Genomic DNA, 21,434 nt, shown 5'->3' with positions numbered 1-21,434 from the left:
AGTTTGGTTTCTTTTCAGATCTCTCTAATATTGTTTTTAGCCCCTCAAAAATCGAGATCCAGCTGAGCAGTTTGAGTAGCTTTGTCTGCTTCAGCTGCTTTATCTTCATCACTTAACCCCACCGAAATACCCACTAAACGAATACCCCGCTCATTGCACCTCGCTAATGCTTGCTCTAATAAGGTATAAAACAAATTCAATGATATTTCATCGCTGCGATGCTCAACCGTTGTTTGTTTAAAGTCGTTAAACTTTAACTTCACCACTTGCTTATTAATTTTTCTGCCTTTCGCGCTTCTTTGTACTCTTTTAGTGAGCTCTAAAATCAACGACTCCATCACAGATTGGCATTGAGAAAGAGTAAAAATATCGTTAGCCAATGTAGTTTCCACCCCCACTGATTTACGGATACGATGCGGAGAAATACCTCTAGCGTCGATGCCTTGCGCACGCTCGATGAGTAATGCCCCAAACTTACCAAATTTAGTAAGAAGCGTTGAATGGGAAAAATCTTGTATATCGCCACAAGTATATAAACCTAAATCCGCTAATTTTTTAGCCGTCACTTTTCCTACACCAGGGATTTTCTTAAGAGGGAGAGACTTGACAAAATCGGGAACCATTTTAGGTAAAATAACATATTGCCCATTAGGCTTATTTAAATCTGAGGCAATTTTGGCTAAAAATTTTACAGGTGCAATGCCTGCTGAAGCGGTTAATCCTGTTTCAGCAAAAATAGTCGCTCTGATCTCTTCTGCAATGCGTGTCGCAGAACATTGACAATCAGTTATATCTAAATAAGCTTCATCTAATGAAAGCGGTTCAATTAAATCAGTGTATCGTCTAAAAATATGCTGGATCTGCTGTGACACACTCTTATAAACAGACATTCTCCCCGGCACTAAAATTAAATCTGGACACAGCCTTAACGCATAGGCAGAGGCCATTGCAGATCGCACCCCATATTCACGAGCTTCATAATTACAGGTACTGATCACGCCACGCCTGTCACTACGTCCTCCCACCGCAATCGGTTTACCTCTTAGTTCTGGAAAATCTCGCATCTCAACAGCAGCAAAATAACAGTCCATGTCAATATGAATTATCTTTCTCAATGCTACTCCTTAAAATATAAAAGCTAACTCACCACCATTATACTGTATATAAAAACAGTATCAAAGATGATTGTACTTAATTCGACTGGTTAAATGAAAGTCCCCTACAAAGACTATAAAGTCACATTAACAAGCACATTGGCCTTTTAATCTTGATAGAAGTCATTCAAACTAATCAATCTCATACCTAACGCAACGCATTATCATGAACTTGCCAACCACAAGGTTACTGCCCAGTGCAATGAAACGCACTCTTTTAACAACCAGTATCGTCTATATAGAATGGGTGGAATATGCCCTTTACTTGTATCTTGGCACTATTATCAGTCAATATTTTTTTCCACATGCGTTAGGTAATAACGCATTAATTTTTACATATGGTATTTTTGCCATTTCTTATATTGGGCGCCCTTTAGGGGGATTATTATTTGGTTACTATGCCGATAAAAAGGGAAGACGCCCACCCCTTATCATTAGTGCGTTTCTTATTGCTTTAGCCACTATAGGGATTGGATTAATTCCTAGTTATCAATACATAGGCATAATGGCTCCCATTTTGTTACTGTTATGTCGTTTTATTCAAAGTATTGCTGTTGCAGGAGAGTTCAATAATGCCTCGATTTACTTAATTGAACATGCCAACAAACATAAAATATTAGCAGGAAGTTGGGTCGGAACGGCGGCTTCGGCAGGCATGTTTACGGGTGGCCTTATGGCTTATACGATTAGTCAAATCACTTACAGTGAAGCTTGGCGTTTAGCCTTTATTATTACCGGTATTGTATCTTTAACGATTATGCTTTTTCGAACCTCTTTATCAGAGTCACCTCAATACACATCCATGCTAGTACAAAAAAATACGCGCACAATATTTCAGGAGCTTTCAAGCCATAAAGGCCGTTTATTTAACATTGCTGTCATCGCCGCTTTTATGTGCCTCTATATTTATACCTGCAATGTTTATTTTATGAGTTATATGATCACTAAGTTAGATTATACGATGCGTGAAGCTAGTACATACATGATGCTAACACAAGCAGGCGTGACTTTGTTAATTCCCATTATGGCCATGATTACTGAGTATATTGGCTTAAAAACCATCATGAAAATAATGATCCCAAGTATCGGATTAATGGCACTGATACTTTTTTGGGGAGCAAGCATGAGCAATGATACGATCATCATCATTGGGTTAAGCCTCTATGTCGTAGCTAACGCGGGCATTTCTGCAACAATTTTTAAATATATGTTTGATGCCTTACCCCTGCATATTCGCTGTACAGGTAATAGCTTTATTTACAGTTTATCTGTCGCAATGATAGGAGGGACAGCCCCTATTTTGGCTGCATTTTTGATCAATGAAAACTATTTAATGGCTCCAGCATACTACATATGCGTGCTTGGAATACTGGCTTTTGTCCTTGTATCAAAAAAAGAAATTAAGGAGAATTAAATCAAAGGAGTCATTTTAATCCAAAAGGTGTAAAGTAAAACATAAGGCTCAACTAAAACAACTGATTCAACATGGCCATTTCGTCATCTGATAATATTGATGAAGTCGTAGGGGTTGGCGTGGATTGCTGATTGAGAGCCTCTTCAAGTGTTCCAATACGCAATAGCAATAAGCACACTGCATTTCTCAGTTCACCATTACTCTGTGATAACTCTTCTATGTGACTCATTATGACCTCTTTAATCTACACTAAAAAGTGTACCGATTTACTTCATAAAGAATTCTCTGCATTAACAGTCAATGATGAATTGAAGCCAAGATAACAAAACCATGTCAACTCATTAATACAGTCCAGAAAAAGCTAATACTAATCCGATAATAGCCCCCAACATTAGCGCTAACCAGAACCTCTTTAGCTTGTAACTCTTACTAAAGATAACCTTATTCAACAAAAAAACTCAAGCTAAAATTAACATTAAATTTACAACTATCACAAAAAAGTCATTAATTAAGCCTAATATATCGTCAAAAACCTCAGTCACACATCATAACCCCTCATTGATATCATCACATTTTTGATTGTAAGTAATTGTCTAGACCTATTTTTTCAATTAACCCTAATTGTTTTTCCAACCAATACATATGATCCGACTCAGTATCTTCTAATAACACCTCTAGAATTTCACGAGTCTGAAAATCTTGTTTTTCTTCACACAGTTTAATCGCTTGGCGTAAATGGCCTGCTATCATGTACTCATACTGCAAATCATTTTCCAGCATCTCTTTTGGGGTTTTTCCTATCATTAATGCTTCGCGCTTTACAACATTAGGCGTCCCTTCTAAAAATAAAATACGTTGGATGAGCTGTCGAGCATGTCCTCTTTCGTCTTCTGATTCATGTGATATTTGTTCATGTAATTGATTAAGTCCCCAGTCTTCATACATGAGTCCATGAACAAAATATTGATCCATTGCTGAAAGTTCACCCGCAAGTAAACTGTTCAGCATATCAATAATCTCACTGTTACCTTTCATGATAATTTCCTCTGCATTTAATCCATTTTAGATTGCAAGTAATTCTTAATTCCTGCCATAGCAATCAAATCTTGTTGCGCTTCTATCCAATCTAGATGCTCTTCTTCATCCTCTAATAAATCCTCAAATAAATCTCTTGAAACATAATCTTGCTCATTTTCACAAACATTAATAGCTTGCCTTAGCGAAATCAATTGTGCTTCAAGCATGGTTTTATCGCACAGAAGCATTTCCTCGGCATGCTCACCAATACGCAATTTATCGAGCTGTTGTAAATTGGGTAACCCCTCAAGAAATAATATACGTTCGATAAGTTTATCTGCATGCTTCATATCTTGAATGGATTTTTTATATTCCTTTTCATCGAGTTCATTCAATCCCCAATTCTTAAACATACGCGCATGTAAAAAATACTGGTTAATTGCTGTTAACTCACAAGTTAGAATTTTATTTAACTGAGTCAGCACATTTGCATGACCTTTCATAATTAGCTCCCTTAATTGATCGGTTAGTGGCTCAACATAAAAAGATTAAATAGTAATGGATAAAGTGACCAATAGTAAAATAATAGGACAATGAACAAATAAATCAAATTAATTAATATTTTCAGATGCTTATACAATGTTAATCATTCTCATTTCGACTATAATTCCTAACTAAAGTATCAATAAGTAACAATCTAAAAACCAAAGACTTGCTTGTCATAAGTGATATGGACAATCTATTTTTGATACTAAAAATCAAATTTTTAATATGAAATAGCACTATTAATAAAAAGTGAAGTAATAATAAAATATAAAAAAGGCTACCTTTTAGGTAGCCTTTAAGCACTATTTATTGTTTATTCAGCCATTAAATAATGCGATTTTTTGATAACTTCTCATTGCGAGAAGCCTCATCTTCCATTTTTGCTTTACGCTTATCGCAAGGGTCATCACAATCACACGCTTTATCAATGCCTAAACTTCCCAAACCTCCACAGCTGCCTGCAACTGCTTTTTGCTTTAATAAGTAGCCTATCGACATTAAAAAGAAAAAGGCTAATAACACCACGAATGCGGCAATAAAACTGCTCATAAATAACCTCTACTACTGTGAAACAAAGGGTTTAAAGGCGTCGCTATAAAAAACCTTAAAGCCATCATCTCGTTTCTCTATTAACATTATCGCAAGATTTTCACGTTTAGCAAGGGCTAAGGACGCTTGTGTTCCTAGCACCATCATGGCCGTTGCGTATCCGTCTGCCACCATGCAATCTTTATTCAGTACTGTCACTGACGCTAATCTGTGTTTAATAGGGTAGCCTGTACGTGGATCGATAAGATGAGAAAACTGCTGACCATCTTCTTCATAGTAATTACGATAATCACCCGAAGTTGCCATCGACATATTGCCCGGACTAATCACTTGCTGGACCGCAACTCCCTCTTCTGATGGCTGCTCTACGGCAATACGCCAAGGTTGATTATCACCTTTTGTGCCTTTGAGTCTAATTTCACCGCCCACTTCGACCAAGTAACCTTGTGGTTGATATTGATCTAACAATGCTGCCACTTTATCTACCCCAAAACCTTTGGCGATAGAGGATAAATCAACATATAGATCATCATGGGCTTTACTCAACTGAGTGCCACTCACTTTGATATATTGGATCCCTGTTCTCGCTCTTTGTTTATCAATATCTGCTTGAGTCGGCTCTGTTACTGGGCGCTTATCAGGACCAAATCCCCATAGATTCACCAAGGGCCCAAGCGTAATATCTAAGGCGCCATCAGTAATTTTATAAAGTTTAATCGCTTCGTTAATCACTTTAACAGTATCAGGTGACACATTGATTGTCTCATGACTACTCATTTGGTTAAAACGAGACAGCTCAGAGTCAGGACGGTAAGTCGACATCTGATTGTTCACTTCTTCCAATGCCTTGTCTATTTTTATTTGTAAGGCTTTCGCATCAATAGCGCTTTTACCCGGCATTATTTTAATATGATAAGTCGTCCCCATGGTGTTGCCCGATAATGCAATCACCTTGTCTTGCTGACTGCAAGCTGAGATCAAAAAAGCAAAACCTACCAGAACAAACCAATGTGTAAACCTTTTCATTTTCATCATCTAAAACCTTATCTAGATATTCATACCTAATTGACCTAATAACAATGCCTACTAGTGAGACTTCAAGTCATTTAGATATAAATCCTTACCATTAAAACAAAACTGCAGAGCCTTAGCTCTGCAGTTTTTACATCAACAATGGTCATTAACCACCAAAATCATCGAGTAGAATATTTTCATCTTCTACACCAAGATCTTTAAGCATGCCGATCACAGCTGCGTTCATCATTGGAGGACCACACATGTAGAACTCACAATCTTCAGGTGCATCATGATCTCTTAAATAGTTCTCATAAAGCACGTTATGAATGAAGCCAGTGTAACCATCCCAGTTATCCTCTGGTTGAGGATCAGAAAGTGCCACATGCCACTGGAAGTTCTCATTGGTTGCTGCTAAACCATCAAAATCTTCAACATAGAACATTTCACGGCTAGAACGCGCACCATACCAGAAACTGATCTTACGCTTACTATTAAGACGCTTAAGCTGATCGAAGATGTGCGAGCGCATTGGGGCCATACCTGCACCACCACCAATGAACACCATCTCAGCATCGGTTTCTTTTGCGAAGAACTCACCAAATGGGCCAGAAATCGTCACTTTATCGCCCGCTTTTAGGCTCCAAATGTACGATGACATTTTACCACAAGGCAAGGTTAAATTACGTGGCGGTGGCGTCGCAATACGCACGTTCAACATGATGATCCCTTCCTCTTCAGGATAGTTCGCCATGGAGTAAGCACGAATGGTTTCATCGTCGACTTTTGATTCTAACTTGAAGAAACCAAAATGTTCCCAGTCACCACGGTATTCTGCCGGTACATCAAAATCAGCATATTTAACATGATGCGCAGGCGCTTCAATTTGAATATAACCACCAGCGCGGAAAGGCACCGATTCACCATCAGGAATACCAAGCTTCAACTCTTTAATGAAAGTGGCTTTATTATCATTAGAGATAACTTCACATTCCCACTTTTTAATCCCAAAGATTTCTTCTTCAAGCTCAATTTCCATGTCAGATTTCACATTCACCTGACACGATAGACGACAGCCACCACGGGCCTCACCTTTCGTGATGTGATCAAGCTCAGTCGGTAAGATGTCTCCACCGCCCGATTTGACCACAACGCGGCATTGACCACAAGAGCCACCACCACCACACGCACTCGATACGAAGATACCGTTATCGGCTAATGCACCTAATAACTTGCTACCCGCACCGGTTTTAATCGCTTTATCAGCATCATCGTTGATGCTAATCGTTATATCACCGCTTGGTACTAATTTTGACTTAGCGAACAAAATCACTAATACCAATACCAGTACAATAGCGGTAAACATACCCACACCTAAGTAAACCTCAAGTGGAGTAGATTTAAGCATATCCATTAACTTATCCTTAAAGGTTCTAAAAAGAAGCCGTTAATACGTCTCTTTACAGAGACACACCTGAAAACGACATGAAACCTAATGCCATAAGGCCAGCAGTCACAAAGGTGATCCCTAAACCACGCAATCCACCCGGCACGTCAGCATATTTCAGCTTCTCACGAATACCCGCTAGCAAGACAATTGCTAATGCCCAACCAATACCCGAACCCACACCAAATACCACACTCTCAGTTAAGGTGTAATCACGCTCAACCATGAAAGAAACCGCACCAAAAATAGCACAATTCACTGTGATCAAAGGTAAGAAGATACCCAGCGCGTTATAAAGCGGTGGAAAGTATCTATCTAGCGTCATTTCAAGAATTTGCACTAAAGCCGCAATCACCCCAATAAAGGTAATGAATTTAAGAAAACTCAAATCTGCTGTTGGCGCACCAGCCCAAGCCAAGGCACCAGGCGCAAGAATACCTTGATAGATGATTTGGTTAACAGGCACAGAAATCGCTAATACCACGATAACCGCTACCCCCAATCCCATCGCTGTGGTCACTTTCTTTGAAACCGCTAAGAAAGTACACATCCCCAAGAAGAAAGACAATGCCATGTTTTCGATAAAAACAGAGCGAATTAATAAACTAATATAATGTTCCATCGCCTTTATCCTTTCGCTTCGACTTGTTCAGGCTTCATGGTACGAATGATCCAGATCAACGCACCAATCAAGAAGAACGCACTTGGCGGTAGCAGTAATAAGCCATTAGGCTGATACCACCCCCCTTCTGAAACCTTCTTCAAAATTTCAATGCCAAACAGTGAACCATTACCAAATAATTCACGTACAAAACCCACTGACATTAAAATAGCGCCGTAGCCTAAACCATTACCTATACCGTCCATAAAGCTCATCATTGGCGGTGTTTTCATTGCATAGGCTTCTGCGCGCCCCATTACAATACAGTTAGTAATAATTAAGCCAACAAAGACGGATAATTGTTTTGCCACATCATAGGCATAAGCCTGCAATACTTGATCAACAACAATCACTAATGAAGCAATGATCGTCATTTGAACAATAATACGCACACTACTTGGAATGTGGTTACGGATCATTGAAATGAACAAGTTAGAAAACGCCGTCACGGCCGTTAATGCAATACTCATCACCAAAGCCGTTTCCATCTTACTGGTCACAGCAAGCGCACTACAAACCCCAAGGATTTGCAACGCAATAGGGTTATTGCTGATGATAGGTCCAGTCAGAACCTGTTTAAGTTCTTTAGCGTTAGCCATTAGCTAAGCCCTCCATTGCGCGCCTTTTCTATAAAGCGAGCAAAACCTTCGTTACCTAACCAGAAAGACAATGAATGTTGTACACCATTACTGGTGAGTGTGGCACCAGATAAGGCATCAACACCATATTGTGAAGAAGCAATCGCTGGATTCTTAGTGACTTGAATCGCAAGATTACCTTGATCATCAAATAATTTCTTGCCTTTCCACTTCGCAATCCATTTTGGATTTTGTACTTCACCACCTAAGCCAGGTGTTTCACCTGAGCCGGTAAAATCATAATAAATAAGGCTTTGGACCGTATTTAAATCTGGTGATACTGCTAAGAAAGCATACATGGTCGACCATAGGCCATAACCTTGAATAGGCAAAATAACCGTCTGTAGTTGACCCGCGTTATCATTGACTAAATACACCACTTGTTCCTTAGCAACACGCTTCACAGAAGCAATATCATTTTTAGGTACAAAGGATGTTTTAGGATTACGCGCTTCAGACTTTGTATCAAACGTATTAGCATCAATACCTTGAACAAAATCACCTGTTGCTAAATCAACGACTTTCGCTTCAACATATTTATTATAAGTCGTTAAAATACTGTCTTTATCGACATTCCCTTTACTGGTATCAATTAAACCAGCCGCTTCAAGAATGTACTTCTGCTTATCCAGTAACTTATTTTGCTCTTGTGTTGGTCTAAGTAATACCGCCGCCGCAGAGACAAAAATGGAGCAAACAAAACATAAACCAACAACAATAAATAAGGTTCTGCCAAATGAATCTTTATTACTAGCCACGAGCAATCCTCCGCTTGATGTTTGCTTGAACCACAAAATGGTCGAATAGCGGTGCAAATAAATTTGCAAAAAGAATCGCTAACATCATACCTTCAGGGAACGCTGGGTTAAGAACTCGAATAAAGACAGCCATAGCACCAATCAAAATGCCGTAAGCCCATTTGCCCTTATTAGTGAAAGAGGCCGAAACCGGATCCGTTGCCATAAACATCATACCAAAGGCAAAACCACCTAACACTAAATGCCAATACCAAGGCATGGCAAACATCGGATTAGTATCACTGCCAATGACATTGAGCAATAACGATACGGCAATCATACCCGCCATGACTCCACCGACGATGCGCCAAGAGGCAATACGGGTATAGATAATGACTAAACCGCCTAATAAAATGGCTAAGGTCGACACTTCACCTACAGAACCTGGAATGAAGCCTAAGAAAGCATCCCACCAATTTTGGTTAAAGCTATAATCCAGTGTGCCTTGTGCAGCTTGACTCAATGCTGTTGCGCCCGAGAAACCATCGGCAACAACCCAAGACGTATCACCTGACATATTCAGTGGATAAGCAAAGAATAAGAAAGCACGGCCCGCTAACGCTGGGTTAAGGAAGTTACGCCCTGTGCCACCAAAAATTTCTTTGGCTACCACCACACCGAAGGTAATACCTAGCGCAACCATCCATAAAGGAATAGTTGCCGGTAACGTCAATGCAAACAAAATGGAAGTGACAAAGAAGCCTTCGTTGACTTCATGACCACGCACGGCTGCAAATAAGACTTCCCAAATACCCCCCACAACAAAAGTGACAGCATAAATAGGCAAAAAGAAACAGGCGCCGTACCAAAGTAACGTCGCAACTCCTGAATCGGTGCCAAGTTGCGCGCCAAACAAACTAAACAAGCTAACTTGCCAAGTATCAGGTGATGCAAAACCTGCTGCTAATGCATCTTGTGCTTGTAAACCTACGTTATACATCCCCACAAACATCGCAGGAAAGGTACAGGCCCACACAGTGATCATCATACGTTTTAGATCAAGGTTATCACGAACATGGGTGCGTCCCTTATTCACATGACCCGGCGTATAAAAAATGGTATATGCCGCTTCAAAAAGCGCATAGAATTTCTCGTATTTACCGCCTTTCTCAAAATGCGGTTCAATACGATTAAAAAACTGCTTTAAACCCATTAGCCTTCCCTCACAATCGTATCTAAACAGTCACGCAGATACGATGCATAGTCGTACTTACCCGGACAGACGAAAGTACACAATGCCAAATCTTCTTCATCTAGTTCAAGTGCACCTAAATTTGCCGCACCATCAAAATCACCGGACACTAAATCACGTAATAATAATGTAGGAAGAATATCTAACGGCATCACACGCTCATAATTTCCAATGGGGACCATTGCACGGTCAGAACCGCCTGTGCTAGTCGTCATTTTAAATAAACGAGAAGGTGATAAGTGGCCTAAAAAAGCACGGGTTATAGAGAATTTATCTGAGCCTGGTTTTAACCAACCAATAAACTCTTGGTGTGTGCCCTCTTCAAGCAAACTCACTTGATGATGGTAACGACCTAAATAAGCATGAGGCCCTTTAGCGTCACGACCATTGAGTACAGAGCCTGAAATCACACGAACATCGCCAGTTTCAAGTTCACCTTGAACTAATTCAGTCGTGGAGGCGCCCACTTGAGTGCGAACCAATCTTGGCTTTGTCGCTTTAGGACCGGCTACTGACACAACACGTTGAGTATTGAGCTCACCTGTAGTAAATAGCTGCCCAATAGCAATCACATCTTGATAATTAATATGCCAAAGTGAACGTTTAGCCGATGCTGGCAACACAAAATGCATATGCGTACCCACAAGACCTGCTGGATGCTTACCTGCAAATTCTTCAACTTGGGCATTCGCCGCTGGAATATCTGCGCCAGGTGCTTTACAAAGATAAACTTGACCTGAGGTTAAGGTTGACAACACAGTCAATCCATTAACAAAATCTTGTTTATGCTCTTTGATCACAACAGCAGGATCCGCTGCATGAGGCTGGGTGTCTATTGCGGTGACGAAAATGCCGACAGTTTCAGCATCGACAGCTGGTACACGGCTAAAAGGACGGGTACGAAAAGCAGTCCACAAACCTGATTCAATCAGGTTTTCACGAACTTGTTGCGTCGAAAGTGTCGCTAATGCTGCTACGTCATATTTTGCAAAAGTAACGCTATCGTTACCTTGTACATCAATGACAACAGACTGCAACACACGCTGTGCACCCCGGTTAATTTCTGAAATTGTTCCACTAGCTGAAGCTGTATACTTAACGCCAGGGTTTTTTTTGTCTTCAAAAAGAACCTGACCCTTTTCCACTTTATCGCCCACTTTGATTTTCATCGTTGGACGTAAGCCAATATACTCTTCACCTAATGTAGCTACATGTCTAATGGCTGGGCCATTATGGACAACTTGCTCAGGCCCACCTGCTAAGGGTAGGTTTAAGCCATTTTTAATTGTAATCATATCCACAAGCACTACGTTTTGAAGGAAAGACAATGCGCCGCGTTCCTGCTAAACACACAAGAGTAAACAAAATTTTGTTATGTTGAGCTAGCGCAGGTTTATCACTGATATGCGATCGCTATCACGCTGGTCGCGCGCATTTTACCCCAAATGCATCAGTATCGCCATGAAAAATATAGATGAAAAAGTGACAATAGGTAATTAAAACGCAAACGGTTAACAGGCATCATTTAATCAACCCAATGGCTTTAAGGGCTGCAAGCACTTGTCTATAGAAGATTTTACCCGACATCAATGTCCTATTATCTTTGAAGAAGGCATCTTTTGCTGCAAAATAAAACTTTTACTCGTCACATCCCCACTAGCAAACTTTCTCAAACCAATAGCAATGGTGTACAAAAAAAACACAAATATTGCGCTGCATGTTATTTGTACCTAAACGACTTAGAAGCACGTGTTTTCAGAGCGCATAAAAAAGCTCAATTTTAGACGTATGGCTGGAAGAAACCCTATTGCATTATGAGGTGATATAACATTGAGATCTGTCTTATACTTGCTAACAACAGCATGGTTTAAAAACATTTAATTATATTATTGAACATCAACGTAAACGTTACGATCGCAGCGACTTTATCCCTTGTCTAAAAATATTTTCATTACAACCAAACCTTTTACCTTCAGGTCGTTTAACTACAACTTGTCTATTTAGACAGGGAGCGACCCTGCACTTTTTTACATTCAAATGATATTCAAGGTACATATAAAGTTTTATGGGCCACAAAATTGTAACTTAATATTTCCTTCACGGATAACATGAATCCATAAAACTAATACGTAAAAACGAACAGGCTTTAACACTAACACAATAGCAAAGCTTCACTGCCACTAAAATGATCGGTACTTTCATATGAGTTAGGTATGGAGGCCTTTTAATTGCTCTTCACTAAGACATAATTCATGATTATGATCGACATTGATCCCAGCAGCAATAATGTTTCTCGCGATCTGCTGCGTCTGCTCAAGGGAATGCATATCTTGTGCCCCACATTGATATTGGTTCAACTCTGGTACATCTGAGAGAGAATGAATGTTCAAAATATCTTGCATCGAAGCTAACCAAGCATCTGCAACATCAAATTCTGTGGGAATACCAATGACACTCATGTAAAACCCTGTTCGACTCCCCATAGGAGACACATTGATCACACTCACCTTATCCGTATCAAGATGAACATGCATCGCACCTTCAAATAAATGCTCTAGTGTATGGCTTCCTTCTTCGTTCAAGCGATCTTGATTAGGAACGCAAAAACGTAAATCAAACACACTAATCGTATCGCCTTTAGGCGTGCTCATCGATTTGGCTTTTCTCACTGCAGGCACATTCATACGAGTTTGATCCACTTTAGCACTATCAAGTAAAGGCATTTTTCTTTCCTCATTAATGAGACCAACCATCTTTCACAATTTATTTAAGCACTCTTGTAGCAATAACATGTCGAATGTCATCAATTTGCTAAATAACATAACGTGTCAATTCATAATAATGAATAGCCTATTTTGAGTAAAAAGCTATTCACATTGCAGGCCTTTATATTAAAAAGACACTATCCCTTACAATCAGGTGAACTAGGCACTTGCATTTCATCATTCCACTCATTAAGGCTAAAGGTATGGATTGATAATGCGTGCAATCCTTCACTAAACGCTTCATTTAATGCTTCATTTACCAATCTATGCCTTGCCAGTAACCGCTTACCTTCAAACACATCACTGGTGATAATTACTTTAAAATGAGTTTCTGAATTCGCTGGCACATTGTGATTATGACTTTCATTAATCACTTGTAAATGAGTGGGGGCTAATGTCTGGGTTAATTTATCAATAATCTCTTGTTCTAATGACATGAGATCTCCTTATTGATTTTAATATTGATGAAAATTTAACAGCAGATTACTGCCAAGCTATTAAAAAATCAAACCACTTTTATCATCGCCAATGCTAACGATGAAAGTCAGGAATTAAACAACGAAAAGTAAAATTAAGCCTTAGCTTATTTACTCGCTTTCTTTTAGGTAAAGCATGTTCCCACTCTGATTGTATTGGCCAGTGCATGATCAGTAAATCACCGCTGTTTAACATGATCTTATATTGAGATTTATTCACTTTATGGCGAATAATAAACTCTCTACTCGCACCAATACTGACAGAAATGATATCACTATAAAGCGTAATTTCAGGCTCATTATCACTGTGCCACCCCATGGAATCATCACCATCAGCATAACGATTAACGAGCACTCCATTACTTTTGATGTCAAAATCTCGTTGCAATTTACTTTGCAATTTATGGGCGTATTTAGGCCAAGGCTGCGCTTGAATAAACAGAGATGAGAATCGATAATCACAACCGTTATCAGCAAACCAAATTTGCTGCCTGGGAATAGGATGTTGCTTACCATATACGGTTAAAATAGGCTTTTCAAAAGGATAATCTTGTGCTTCATTAATTAATGCTTCAATTTGCTTAGCATTGAGATAGTTTTTGACCAAAGTAATCGGGGGCATCGAGCCATTCACCTTACTCGGTTCAACCTTATGGCAAACGGATCCATTCAGCGTAATACTATCGAACAAGCTTTCTTGCTTCACATTGTTTCCTCCCCATTCAAATCATGTACCTGATGGCGTAAATCTGCGATAATCTGCGGCCTTATTTCTTAAATATTATTTTACTTTATGGCCACACATTTTTCAGTCGCGGATCTGAGTCTTGAACTGTATCGCTTTCCCCGCCAGCAAGACGCTAATTTACAAGCTTGGGATGCAGCAGATGAGCACTTGATATTATCACTCAGCAAAAACGACGTCAGTGCCGTAATTTCACAATACCCATTAACCACATTGAATAACATCGCCATACTCAATGACAGTTTTGGTGGATTAACTTGCAGCTTAACGGCTTATTCAACTCAATTATCCCACCCACTGACTATTTGGGCCGAGTCTGATGCTAGAACCAGTATACAGGGCATTAAACTCAACCTTCAAAATAATCAATTGCCCTGCGAGCATATTCATTGGCTAACCAGCAAAGAGACATTACCTAAAAACCTTGATGCCGTGCTCATTAAACTGCCAAAAAACTTACACTACTTTACTGAGCAATTACAAAAACTATCTCATGTGCTTCCACCTAATACGCCGGTATTCATCGCGGCAAAAGCCAAGTCTATTAATAAAGCATTATTAGCCATCATCGACAATCATCTTGGCCCAACAACAGCCAGTTTAACGTACAAAAAAACGCGCATCATTCGTTGCACCAGTGATGGAAAAAGCCGCTCAACGCCAAAAGAAAATACTTGGTCAGTACCTGAATATCAATTAACGTTACATAATTTAAGTAACGTATTCGCTGCAAATAAACTTGATATCGGCGCAAGGTTTATGCTTAACCATATGCCTGAAGGGCACTTTAATCATATTGTTGATTTAGGTTGTGGAAATGGTATTTTAGGCCTCAGGGCTTCACAACTTTTTTCAGACGCTAATATACACTTTATCGATGATTCCGATATGGCCGTCACTTCAGCAAAAAAAAACTGGCGAGCAAACTCTTTTCCTGCTGAACAAGGATACTTTTACTGGAGTGATTGCTTAAGTGAGTTGCCTGAAGAAGTGGAGCCTGATCTTATTATTTGTAATCCGCCTTTTCACCAAGGGGAGGCAATAACCGATCATATAGCATGGCAAATGTTTGTAGAGGCTCGACGTCGTTTAGCTAAAGGCGGCATATTGCATATCGTCGGTAACCGTCACTTGGCTTATCATGTAAAATTAAAACGTATTTTTAAAAATTGCACGACCGTCGCATCAAACGGAAAGTTTGTCATTTTACAGTCATACAAAGACTAAATATATTTTTCTATTTTCTCTTAATGATAGCAACAACGCTATCATTAAGAGCTCCCTGCATTTATTTCGCAAACTTAACAGTTAACGCTGTGATACTTGCCCATAAAAAATTAAACAATAAAGCAAATAAGAAAGCATATAAGCCTATATTGAGTCCCGCAGCCCCTTTATAAACACTAAATGGCAGTGCAATAAATAAATGCACTAAGGTAATGACAATACTAAGTAATATTGCTTTTAACCATAACTTTGACTCTAAGACAGGGATCAACAGTAATAATGCATAAACCCCACCCCACAATAATTTAGGATAGAGCCATCCTGAGCTTAACACGGGAAAATAAGGAAATTTCACATAATGTCCTAAGCCTAAATAAGTCAATAACCAAAATATAAGACTGGTAAGCAATGCCCCCACACAACCGGCACCAAATAGTACTAATACGCTTTTCATTTACTACTCCATCCATTTGAACATCGCTCAATCAATAGCGACCCCGACAATCTGGCAATGAAACCTTCTCCAATGCCGACATCAATTTTATTTAATGAATACTACCTAATTTTTATGCAGAAAACGAAGAGAGTCCACAGATAATTCCGCTTAAGATAAAGCCACTGTACAGCTAAACGTATAAATTTAACGGTTTATCGAATAACAAAACGCGTTAAAGCAACACTATTACAACAATAATAAATGCTTTAGCCCTCTATACTCACATAAGACGATTCATTTATTTGATTGTATAAATTCATCAACGACTTGATTAAATTTATTTGGGTTTTCATAAAACATAAAATGCTTCCCACCTTCTTCTTCTTCAAAAATAACCAATTTCGAATTCTTGATCTGTTCATGTAACCAAAGTTGAGAAGACACTGAAATTAATCCAGCACGACCCGCAACAATAAGTGTTGGGATCATAATCCTTGGAAGTAAATCGCGCCAATCTAAATGAAAGCAGTTATACATGAGATCAGCCGCTTGCTCTCTCGGTAATTTCAAACTGGACTTTAACAGCCATCGCCTATCTAAAGCTGAAATATTATCTGACAACATGCGTTTTAACATTACATTACTGTATTCGTCACCTCTTCCATGCCTGAAACTATTTACAACGTCCATTAAAGAGTTCGAAGAAGCTAAAGGGCCATAATGCTCAACATCAACACTTGACCATAACGGATTAGATACCATCACAGCCGGATGACTCATACAGATTAACTTGGCCACTTTACTAAAGCCAAACAGCTCTAAGTATGTCCAAATAACAGCAGTGCCAATAGAGTGCCCAAGTAATACAATATTATGAAGCTTAAGTAAGTTAATGAATTCAAATAAATCCTTACTTAATCTAGCCACTTTATATCCATAATTCACTTTTTGTGAATACCCATGACCCCTCATATCAATGGCAAGGATACGATAACGGTCGCATAAACCTAAAATTTGCTTTTCATATTGTTCAACGCTTTGTGCAAAACCCGGCACAATTAACAAGGTCTGACCGGTCCCTTTATCGATATAATGCAACTTTACGTCATCACTCGTCTGAAAATAGTGATGTTCTTTTCTCATAATCTTCATCAATACTCACCTGTTGCAGTGATCACATCCAATATGAGCGGCCCTCTATTCAGTATAAGAGCTTAAGTCCTATCGCGTATTAAATTACATTAATCATAGCAGTATGTGCTAACCGTACTCTTCACTAAAAAGCTGACAACCTAGGTACCTAGACCCAATATGGACAACGCTCAATGACGTCTCGTATCCATTCCCAGTAACAATAATTTTGTCACTACACCTAACAATAACGAGTGTATTGATGAACAACATGCCGCTTCGCTTGCCACTTTAGGGCTAAAGGCAAACTTGGTTCGTCGTCTAAGTCGTATCGATATGCCACTGTATAATCATGAGATTGGTGACTCACATCAAAATGAAGTCTACATTCCTGCAAGTCGAGAATTCACATTCCAATTTAATGGCGTAGGTATTACAGGTATTGATCCTGGGAAAACATCGACTCAGGAAGGCATTTTATACTCTTGGTGCAGAAAGCTAGTCAGCTTTATCCCCGAAAAAATAAAAACTACGAAGCCGTATATGATTACATCACAACCGATGAAGGGCGAGAGACATCCGGAGTAACCCTATACGAATTAACAAAAAATGATAATAATCAATATGGAAAAAAAGAACTAAATAATTACCAAATTATACACAGTTACTGCACATTATAATTAAACAATCATTTAATCTTTAAGGTGTTTCCTTTCTCTTAATTCAGCTTGAAACACCTTATACTCCGTATCCCCCCAACACTCTACATGATGCAGTTCAGTAATCGTCTTTTTATGAAAAATGGGCTCTTCACCTCGTGTTAACTGCTGCATATAATTTTTAAATAACTTTAGCGCCACTTTACGCAGTAAAATTAATGCCCAAATATTAATAAAAGCTAAAATAGCAACAAAAAAATCAACAACTTGCCAAACAAATCCTAAAGGTAAAACAGCCCCTAAAATCACTATAAGCAAGACACTCAATCGAAAAATGGTCAGCGCCCAAGGTGAATGAGTCATATACTTTATATTGGTTTCACCATAAAAATAATTAACCACTATAGTACTATACACAAAGGTAAAAATTAAAATCGCTATTATATGTCCCCCATATACCCCAAAGTTCCTATCCATTGCAGAATAAATTAAATCAATACCTGTTAACTCTGGTGAAATGTAATTCACTTGCGACACTAAGATAATAAATGCGGTTGCAGTTGATAAAATCAATGTTGTGGTTAATACACCCAACGCTTGAGTAAATCCTTGTTTAACAGGATGAGAAACATATGCCATGGCGCCCGCATTTGGCGTCGAGCCCATGCCTGCCTCATTTGAAAACATTCCACGTTTAATCCCTTGCATTACCATCATGCCAAACGTCCCTGCTGAAATCTGAGAAAAGCCTAATGCTTCTTCCATTATTTGAGCTAACATTGGAATAATCTGTTGATAGTTAATGACTAAAATAATAATAGCAATCAATAAATACACACAGGAAGCGATAGGAAATAATATTTGAGTGATTTTGAGTACGCCAGACAAACTACCAAAGATAATCACGCCAGTAAAAACGGCTAAATTGATCCCAACAGATAATGGTGAAACGGAAAAAGCCACTTCCATTACACCTGCAATGGTATTAGATTGAGCCAAATTAAAAATAAGCCCATAACTTGCCACCATGAGAATAGAAAATAGCAATGCCATTTTTCTTGATTTCACCCCAAAAGCAATATACATAGCAGGTCCTCCCATGAAACGACCGTCTTTTAATTTTCGCTTATAGGCCTGAGCTAAGGTATTCTCAATTAAGCAAGAAGCGGCACCAATAATCGCTATTACCCACATCCAAAAAACAGCGCCGCCCCCCCCTAAGCTAATGGCAATACCCACACCCGCAAAATTACCAGCACCAACTCGAGAGGCCAAGGGAATACAAAATGTTGAAAAAGATGAAATACGTTTCTGTTTACTCCCAGCTATCCCTGCTTGCTCTAATAATAGAGACAACATGTGTTTAATTTTCCTAATTTGAGTCCATTTTATCGAATAACTAAAATAAAGGCCGATTATCAGCAATACAAAAACCAAGCAATAATCTAAAAAGAGTGATAAAATTATCGTTAAGAGTGGATCTATCATTGCCATTTTCAGTCCTTATTTCACGCCACAACATATAAAATGAAAATAATCACCTGATTAATCAATCACCAATGTTAATCAAATATAGGAAACTAAATTTATGTACTGAGATTATTCACTGCATAATATTGCTCGAATAAAGATCCGTTCGTGAGCATTAAGTGTCATTGAAGTGTTTCTTCAAACACTATCGTCCCTGCATACTCACCAGCGCCAAAATAAAAAGAGATCGCTTCAGACATGAACGATTCACTCAATACGGTTAACGGTCAGAGCTACTACAAATAAAGAATCATTGTCATGAGCCTGATAATCTCTTTTAATCGGAAAGTCACCTTCAACATTACCCCTCTCTCCCCTTCTTACCCAAATCGTTAACTGAATAAATTTGATCATTGAACAATATACTTTATCTCATTATAGCCAACCTCATTTAAGCCATACCAAACAAATAAAAAAGAGGAAATATTATTTCCTCTTAAACACCAGCCATTATATTTTCATACTGTTTATACTAGTGAAGTCACATTAATTGAACGAGTATCAGAAAAGGCATTTTCAACCGCTTGAGAAGCCGCAAAAAAAGCGGCATCGATTTTCTGTTGATCCGAACCTGCGGCAATCAAATCACTCACTAATGTATCACCAATATTCGCCAAAAAGATCTCAGTGTTACGCCCAATCCCACCTTGAGTCGGTATCAAATTATGCATGGGATAATGCTTAGCTAATTTTTCCTGCGCTTTTAATTTTTGACTTTCAGGTACCATTCGTGAATCTACCATCTTAGGTAAAAGCTGATTACGCGCAGCAGTTTCTGCTTTACTCGCTCCTTCACGATTAAAAATATAGCGAATATCTTCAAATTTATGGGCTTCAAAATCTTTTTCACCGTATTTTGCACGACCAAAATCAATGGCTTTTAACATGGTAACAGGCTCACCATTTTCATCTTTAAATCGGTGCACTAACAAATTATGCGAATGTAAATCACGGTGAGACACTTTGTTGTTGTACATCACCCTCAACATATCAACCATCTGTGTTGCTACCGCTTTTTTCTCAGGCGTAGATAACATATTACTGGGTGAAGGCAAGCCTTTAGCTCTAATTTTTGGATCAGAAGATGCACTTAATACCGGATTAGGTAGACACACATCTAACTCTTTACTTTTTACACCTTTCTTATACATAGAAACTTGAGCATATTCAGACATCACCCCTGCAGCCGTATTCGTTCCATGCTGTTTATCATACTTTAGGGCTGCATCAAATTTAGCTCTTTGTTTGCTATCCAATCCAGTAGGTAAATCTTTAACAGGTATCTGCTCTTGCAAAGAAATATAACGTTCTAATGCCCCCTGCCCCGTCGTGCTGAGTTTTCCCTTATACTTAAGTAAATCAGCTTCAAGTGCAAAATCCTCCATTGCGGTATCATTCATTCCTTTTAATACGCCAGTCGACCCATCAAACTTCTTATTAACCCCTCCACCTTTGAAATTATCGTTGGATAAAGTCTCTAATTTAGCCGTGTCTTTTTTATGGCCATCAAGGACCTTAACTGAACGTAAAATATTTCCCTTTTCTTCAGTTTGTCCTATTTGTGCTTTCATCTGTTGAAACTGTTCAGAAGTCACCTTCTCTTTTCTAACCGCGACACCATCAATAAACAACTCTGCTGTTTGATCTTTTTCCGACAGCTGCAGCTTAAATTGAGCACCATGGTCTGGTCCTGTAAGTTTAGCCAGAGCATTAAGCCGATCATAAGGGTTTGGATCATCGACCTTAGTTGGCTGACTAATCAGTTTATGTAACTCCTTTATGCCCTTTTCTTTTGTTTCTAATGGATTATTGGAAGAGCTAAAAATTGATCTCATTCTTAATGAAAATTTATTCCATGATTTTAATGATGTCGCTTCTGACTCATTTTCTCCAAAGACCATCTTAGCCAGACGTTGATCATTAATTTTAAAATTTGAGAACTCCTCTTTATTATTGTGATCCTCAAGTTTATAATTCTGCGATGAAAAGTTTAAGGTAACAGGCATTTACAATCCTCTATAATATAAAAAGCAATA

21 protein-coding genes are annotated in these 21,434 nt (G+C 38.8%); 2 read left to right on the top strand and 19 right to left on the bottom strand.

Annotated features, from left to right (window positions below; genetic code table 11):
- Window positions 1-44: 44 nt before the first annotated feature.
- A complete protein-coding gene (gene dinB / locus Q0976_RS08400) occupies window positions 45-1,115 on the bottom strand; it encodes a DNA polymerase IV (RefSeq protein WP_299492922.1) in 1,071 nt (356 codons plus the stop codon).
- Between the two features lie 205 nt (window positions 1,116-1,320).
- Here dinB and Q0976_RS08395 point away from each other — a divergent pair, with 205 nt between their 5' ends.
- Window positions 1,321-2,568: an MFS transporter gene (locus Q0976_RS08395; RefSeq protein WP_299492920.1), complete on the top strand. Its 1,248-nt coding sequence runs from the start codon at window positions 1,321-1,323 to the stop codon at window positions 2,566-2,568.
- A gap of 52 nt (window positions 2,569-2,620) precedes the next feature.
- Here the strand turns inward: Q0976_RS08395 and Q0976_RS08390 are convergent, their stop codons facing one another.
- The 14 genes from Q0976_RS08390 to Q0976_RS08325 all read right to left on the bottom strand — a co-directional run bounded on the left by Q0976_RS08390 (window position 2,621) and on the right by Q0976_RS08325 (window position 14,292).
- Window positions 2,621-2,797, bottom strand: a complete 177-nt coding sequence (locus Q0976_RS08390) for a hypothetical protein (protein ID WP_299492918.1) — start codon at window positions 2,795-2,797, stop codon at window positions 2,621-2,623.
- A 338-nt stretch (window positions 2,798-3,135) separates the two neighbouring features.
- A complete protein-coding gene (gene bfr, locus Q0976_RS08385; RefSeq protein ID WP_299492916.1) occupies window positions 3,136-3,603 on the bottom strand; it encodes a bacterioferritin in 468 nt (155 codons plus the stop codon).
- A 17-nt stretch (window positions 3,604-3,620) separates the two neighbouring features.
- Window positions 3,621-4,088 (bottom strand): bacterioferritin, encoded by a 468-nt coding sequence (gene bfr / locus Q0976_RS08380; RefSeq protein WP_299492914.1) that lies wholly within the window; start codon window positions 4,086-4,088, stop codon window positions 3,621-3,623.
- A gap of 367 nt (window positions 4,089-4,455) precedes the next feature.
- On the bottom strand, window positions 4,456-4,680 hold the full coding sequence (gene nqrM, locus Q0976_RS08375; RefSeq protein ID WP_299492912.1) for a (Na+)-NQR maturation NqrM: 225 nt from the start codon (window positions 4,678-4,680) through the stop codon (window positions 4,456-4,458).
- A gap of 12 nt (window positions 4,681-4,692) precedes the next feature.
- Window positions 4,693-5,712 (bottom strand): FAD:protein FMN transferase, encoded by a 1,020-nt coding sequence (locus tag Q0976_RS08370; RefSeq protein WP_299493157.1) that lies wholly within the window; start codon window positions 5,710-5,712, stop codon window positions 4,693-4,695.
- A 148-nt stretch (window positions 5,713-5,860) separates the two neighbouring features.
- On the bottom strand, window positions 5,861-7,108 hold the full coding sequence (gene nqrF, locus Q0976_RS08365; RefSeq protein WP_299492910.1) for an NADH:ubiquinone reductase (Na(+)-transporting) subunit F: 1,248 nt from the start codon (window positions 7,106-7,108) through the stop codon (window positions 5,861-5,863).
- A gap of 46 nt (window positions 7,109-7,154) precedes the next feature.
- Window positions 7,155-7,763, bottom strand: coding sequence for an NADH:ubiquinone reductase (Na(+)-transporting) subunit E (gene nqrE, locus Q0976_RS08360; protein ID WP_298770350.1), 609 nt, complete (start codon window positions 7,761-7,763; stop codon window positions 7,155-7,157).
- A gap of 5 nt (window positions 7,764-7,768) precedes the next feature.
- Complete coding sequence (locus Q0976_RS08355; RefSeq protein ID WP_299492908.1) at window positions 7,769-8,401, bottom strand: NADH:ubiquinone reductase (Na(+)-transporting) subunit D; 633 nt, start codon at window positions 8,399-8,401, stop codon at window positions 7,769-7,771.
- Window positions 8,401-9,198: a Na(+)-translocating NADH-quinone reductase subunit C gene (locus tag Q0976_RS08350; RefSeq protein ID WP_299492906.1), complete on the bottom strand. Its 798-nt coding sequence runs from the start codon at window positions 9,196-9,198 to the stop codon at window positions 8,401-8,403. Before Q0976_RS08350 ends, Q0976_RS08355 begins: the two co-directional genes overlap by 1 nt.
- On the bottom strand, window positions 9,191-10,390 hold the full coding sequence (locus tag Q0976_RS08345) for an NADH:ubiquinone reductase (Na(+)-transporting) subunit B (protein ID WP_299492904.1): 1,200 nt from the start codon (window positions 10,388-10,390) through the stop codon (window positions 9,191-9,193). Before Q0976_RS08345 ends, Q0976_RS08350 begins: the two co-directional genes overlap by 8 nt.
- On the bottom strand, window positions 10,390-11,724 hold the full coding sequence (locus Q0976_RS08340) for a Na(+)-translocating NADH-quinone reductase subunit A (protein ID WP_299492902.1): 1,335 nt from the start codon (window positions 11,722-11,724) through the stop codon (window positions 10,390-10,392). Before Q0976_RS08340 ends, Q0976_RS08345 begins: the two co-directional genes overlap by 1 nt.
- Before the next feature lie 912 nt (window positions 11,725-12,636).
- On the bottom strand, window positions 12,637-13,152 hold the full coding sequence (gene luxS, locus Q0976_RS08335) for an S-ribosylhomocysteine lyase (RefSeq protein WP_299492900.1): 516 nt from the start codon (window positions 13,150-13,152) through the stop codon (window positions 12,637-12,639).
- A 179-nt stretch (window positions 13,153-13,331) separates the two neighbouring features.
- The gene (locus Q0976_RS08330) at window positions 13,332-13,631 is read right to left on the bottom strand and encodes a BolA family protein (protein ID WP_299492898.1); all 300 of its coding nucleotides are present in this window, start codon (window positions 13,629-13,631) and stop codon (window positions 13,332-13,334) included.
- A gap of 94 nt (window positions 13,632-13,725) precedes the next feature.
- Entirely contained in the window at window positions 13,726-14,292 is a 567-nt protein-coding gene (locus Q0976_RS08325) for an alpha-ketoglutarate-dependent dioxygenase AlkB (protein WP_299493155.1), read from the bottom strand.
- A gap of 171 nt (window positions 14,293-14,463) precedes the next feature.
- On the opposite strand from Q0976_RS08325, the gene Q0976_RS08320 reads away from it, so the two are divergent.
- Window positions 14,464-15,642, top strand: a complete 1,179-nt coding sequence (locus Q0976_RS08320; RefSeq protein WP_299492896.1) for a methyltransferase — start codon at window positions 14,464-14,466, stop codon at window positions 15,640-15,642.
- 61 nt (window positions 15,643-15,703) lie between these two features.
- Here Q0976_RS08320 and Q0976_RS08315 read toward each other — a convergent pair whose 3' ends face one another.
- The 4 genes from Q0976_RS08315 to Q0976_RS08300 form a co-directional block, all read right to left on the bottom strand.
- A complete protein-coding gene (locus Q0976_RS08315; RefSeq protein WP_299492894.1) occupies window positions 15,704-16,096 on the bottom strand; it encodes a hypothetical protein in 393 nt (130 codons plus the stop codon).
- 276 nt (window positions 16,097-16,372) lie between these two features.
- Entirely contained in the window at window positions 16,373-17,230 is an 858-nt protein-coding gene (locus tag Q0976_RS08310; RefSeq protein ID WP_299492892.1) for an alpha/beta hydrolase, read from the bottom strand.
- Window positions 17,231-17,901: 671 nt separating this feature from the next.
- Window positions 17,902-19,356 carry an alanine/glycine:cation symporter family protein gene (locus tag Q0976_RS08305; protein ID WP_299493153.1) on the bottom strand — a complete coding sequence of 485 codons (1,455 nt, stop codon included), beginning with the start codon at window positions 19,354-19,356 and terminating at the stop codon, window positions 17,902-17,904.
- Between the two features lie 509 nt (window positions 19,357-19,865).
- Window positions 19,866-21,404, bottom strand: coding sequence for a hypothetical protein (locus tag Q0976_RS08300; RefSeq protein ID WP_299492891.1), 1,539 nt, complete (start codon window positions 21,402-21,404; stop codon window positions 19,866-19,868).
- Window positions 21,405-21,434: the final 30 nt, after the last annotated feature.

The sequence above is a fragment of the uncultured Shewanella sp. genome (assembly GCF_947501665.1).
In the GTDB taxonomy this organism is placed as follows: Bacteria; Pseudomonadota; Gammaproteobacteria; order Enterobacterales; family Shewanellaceae; genus Shewanella.
Note: the sequence above shows the minus strand (reverse complement) of the source record. Positions and strands in the feature narration are given on the sequence as shown.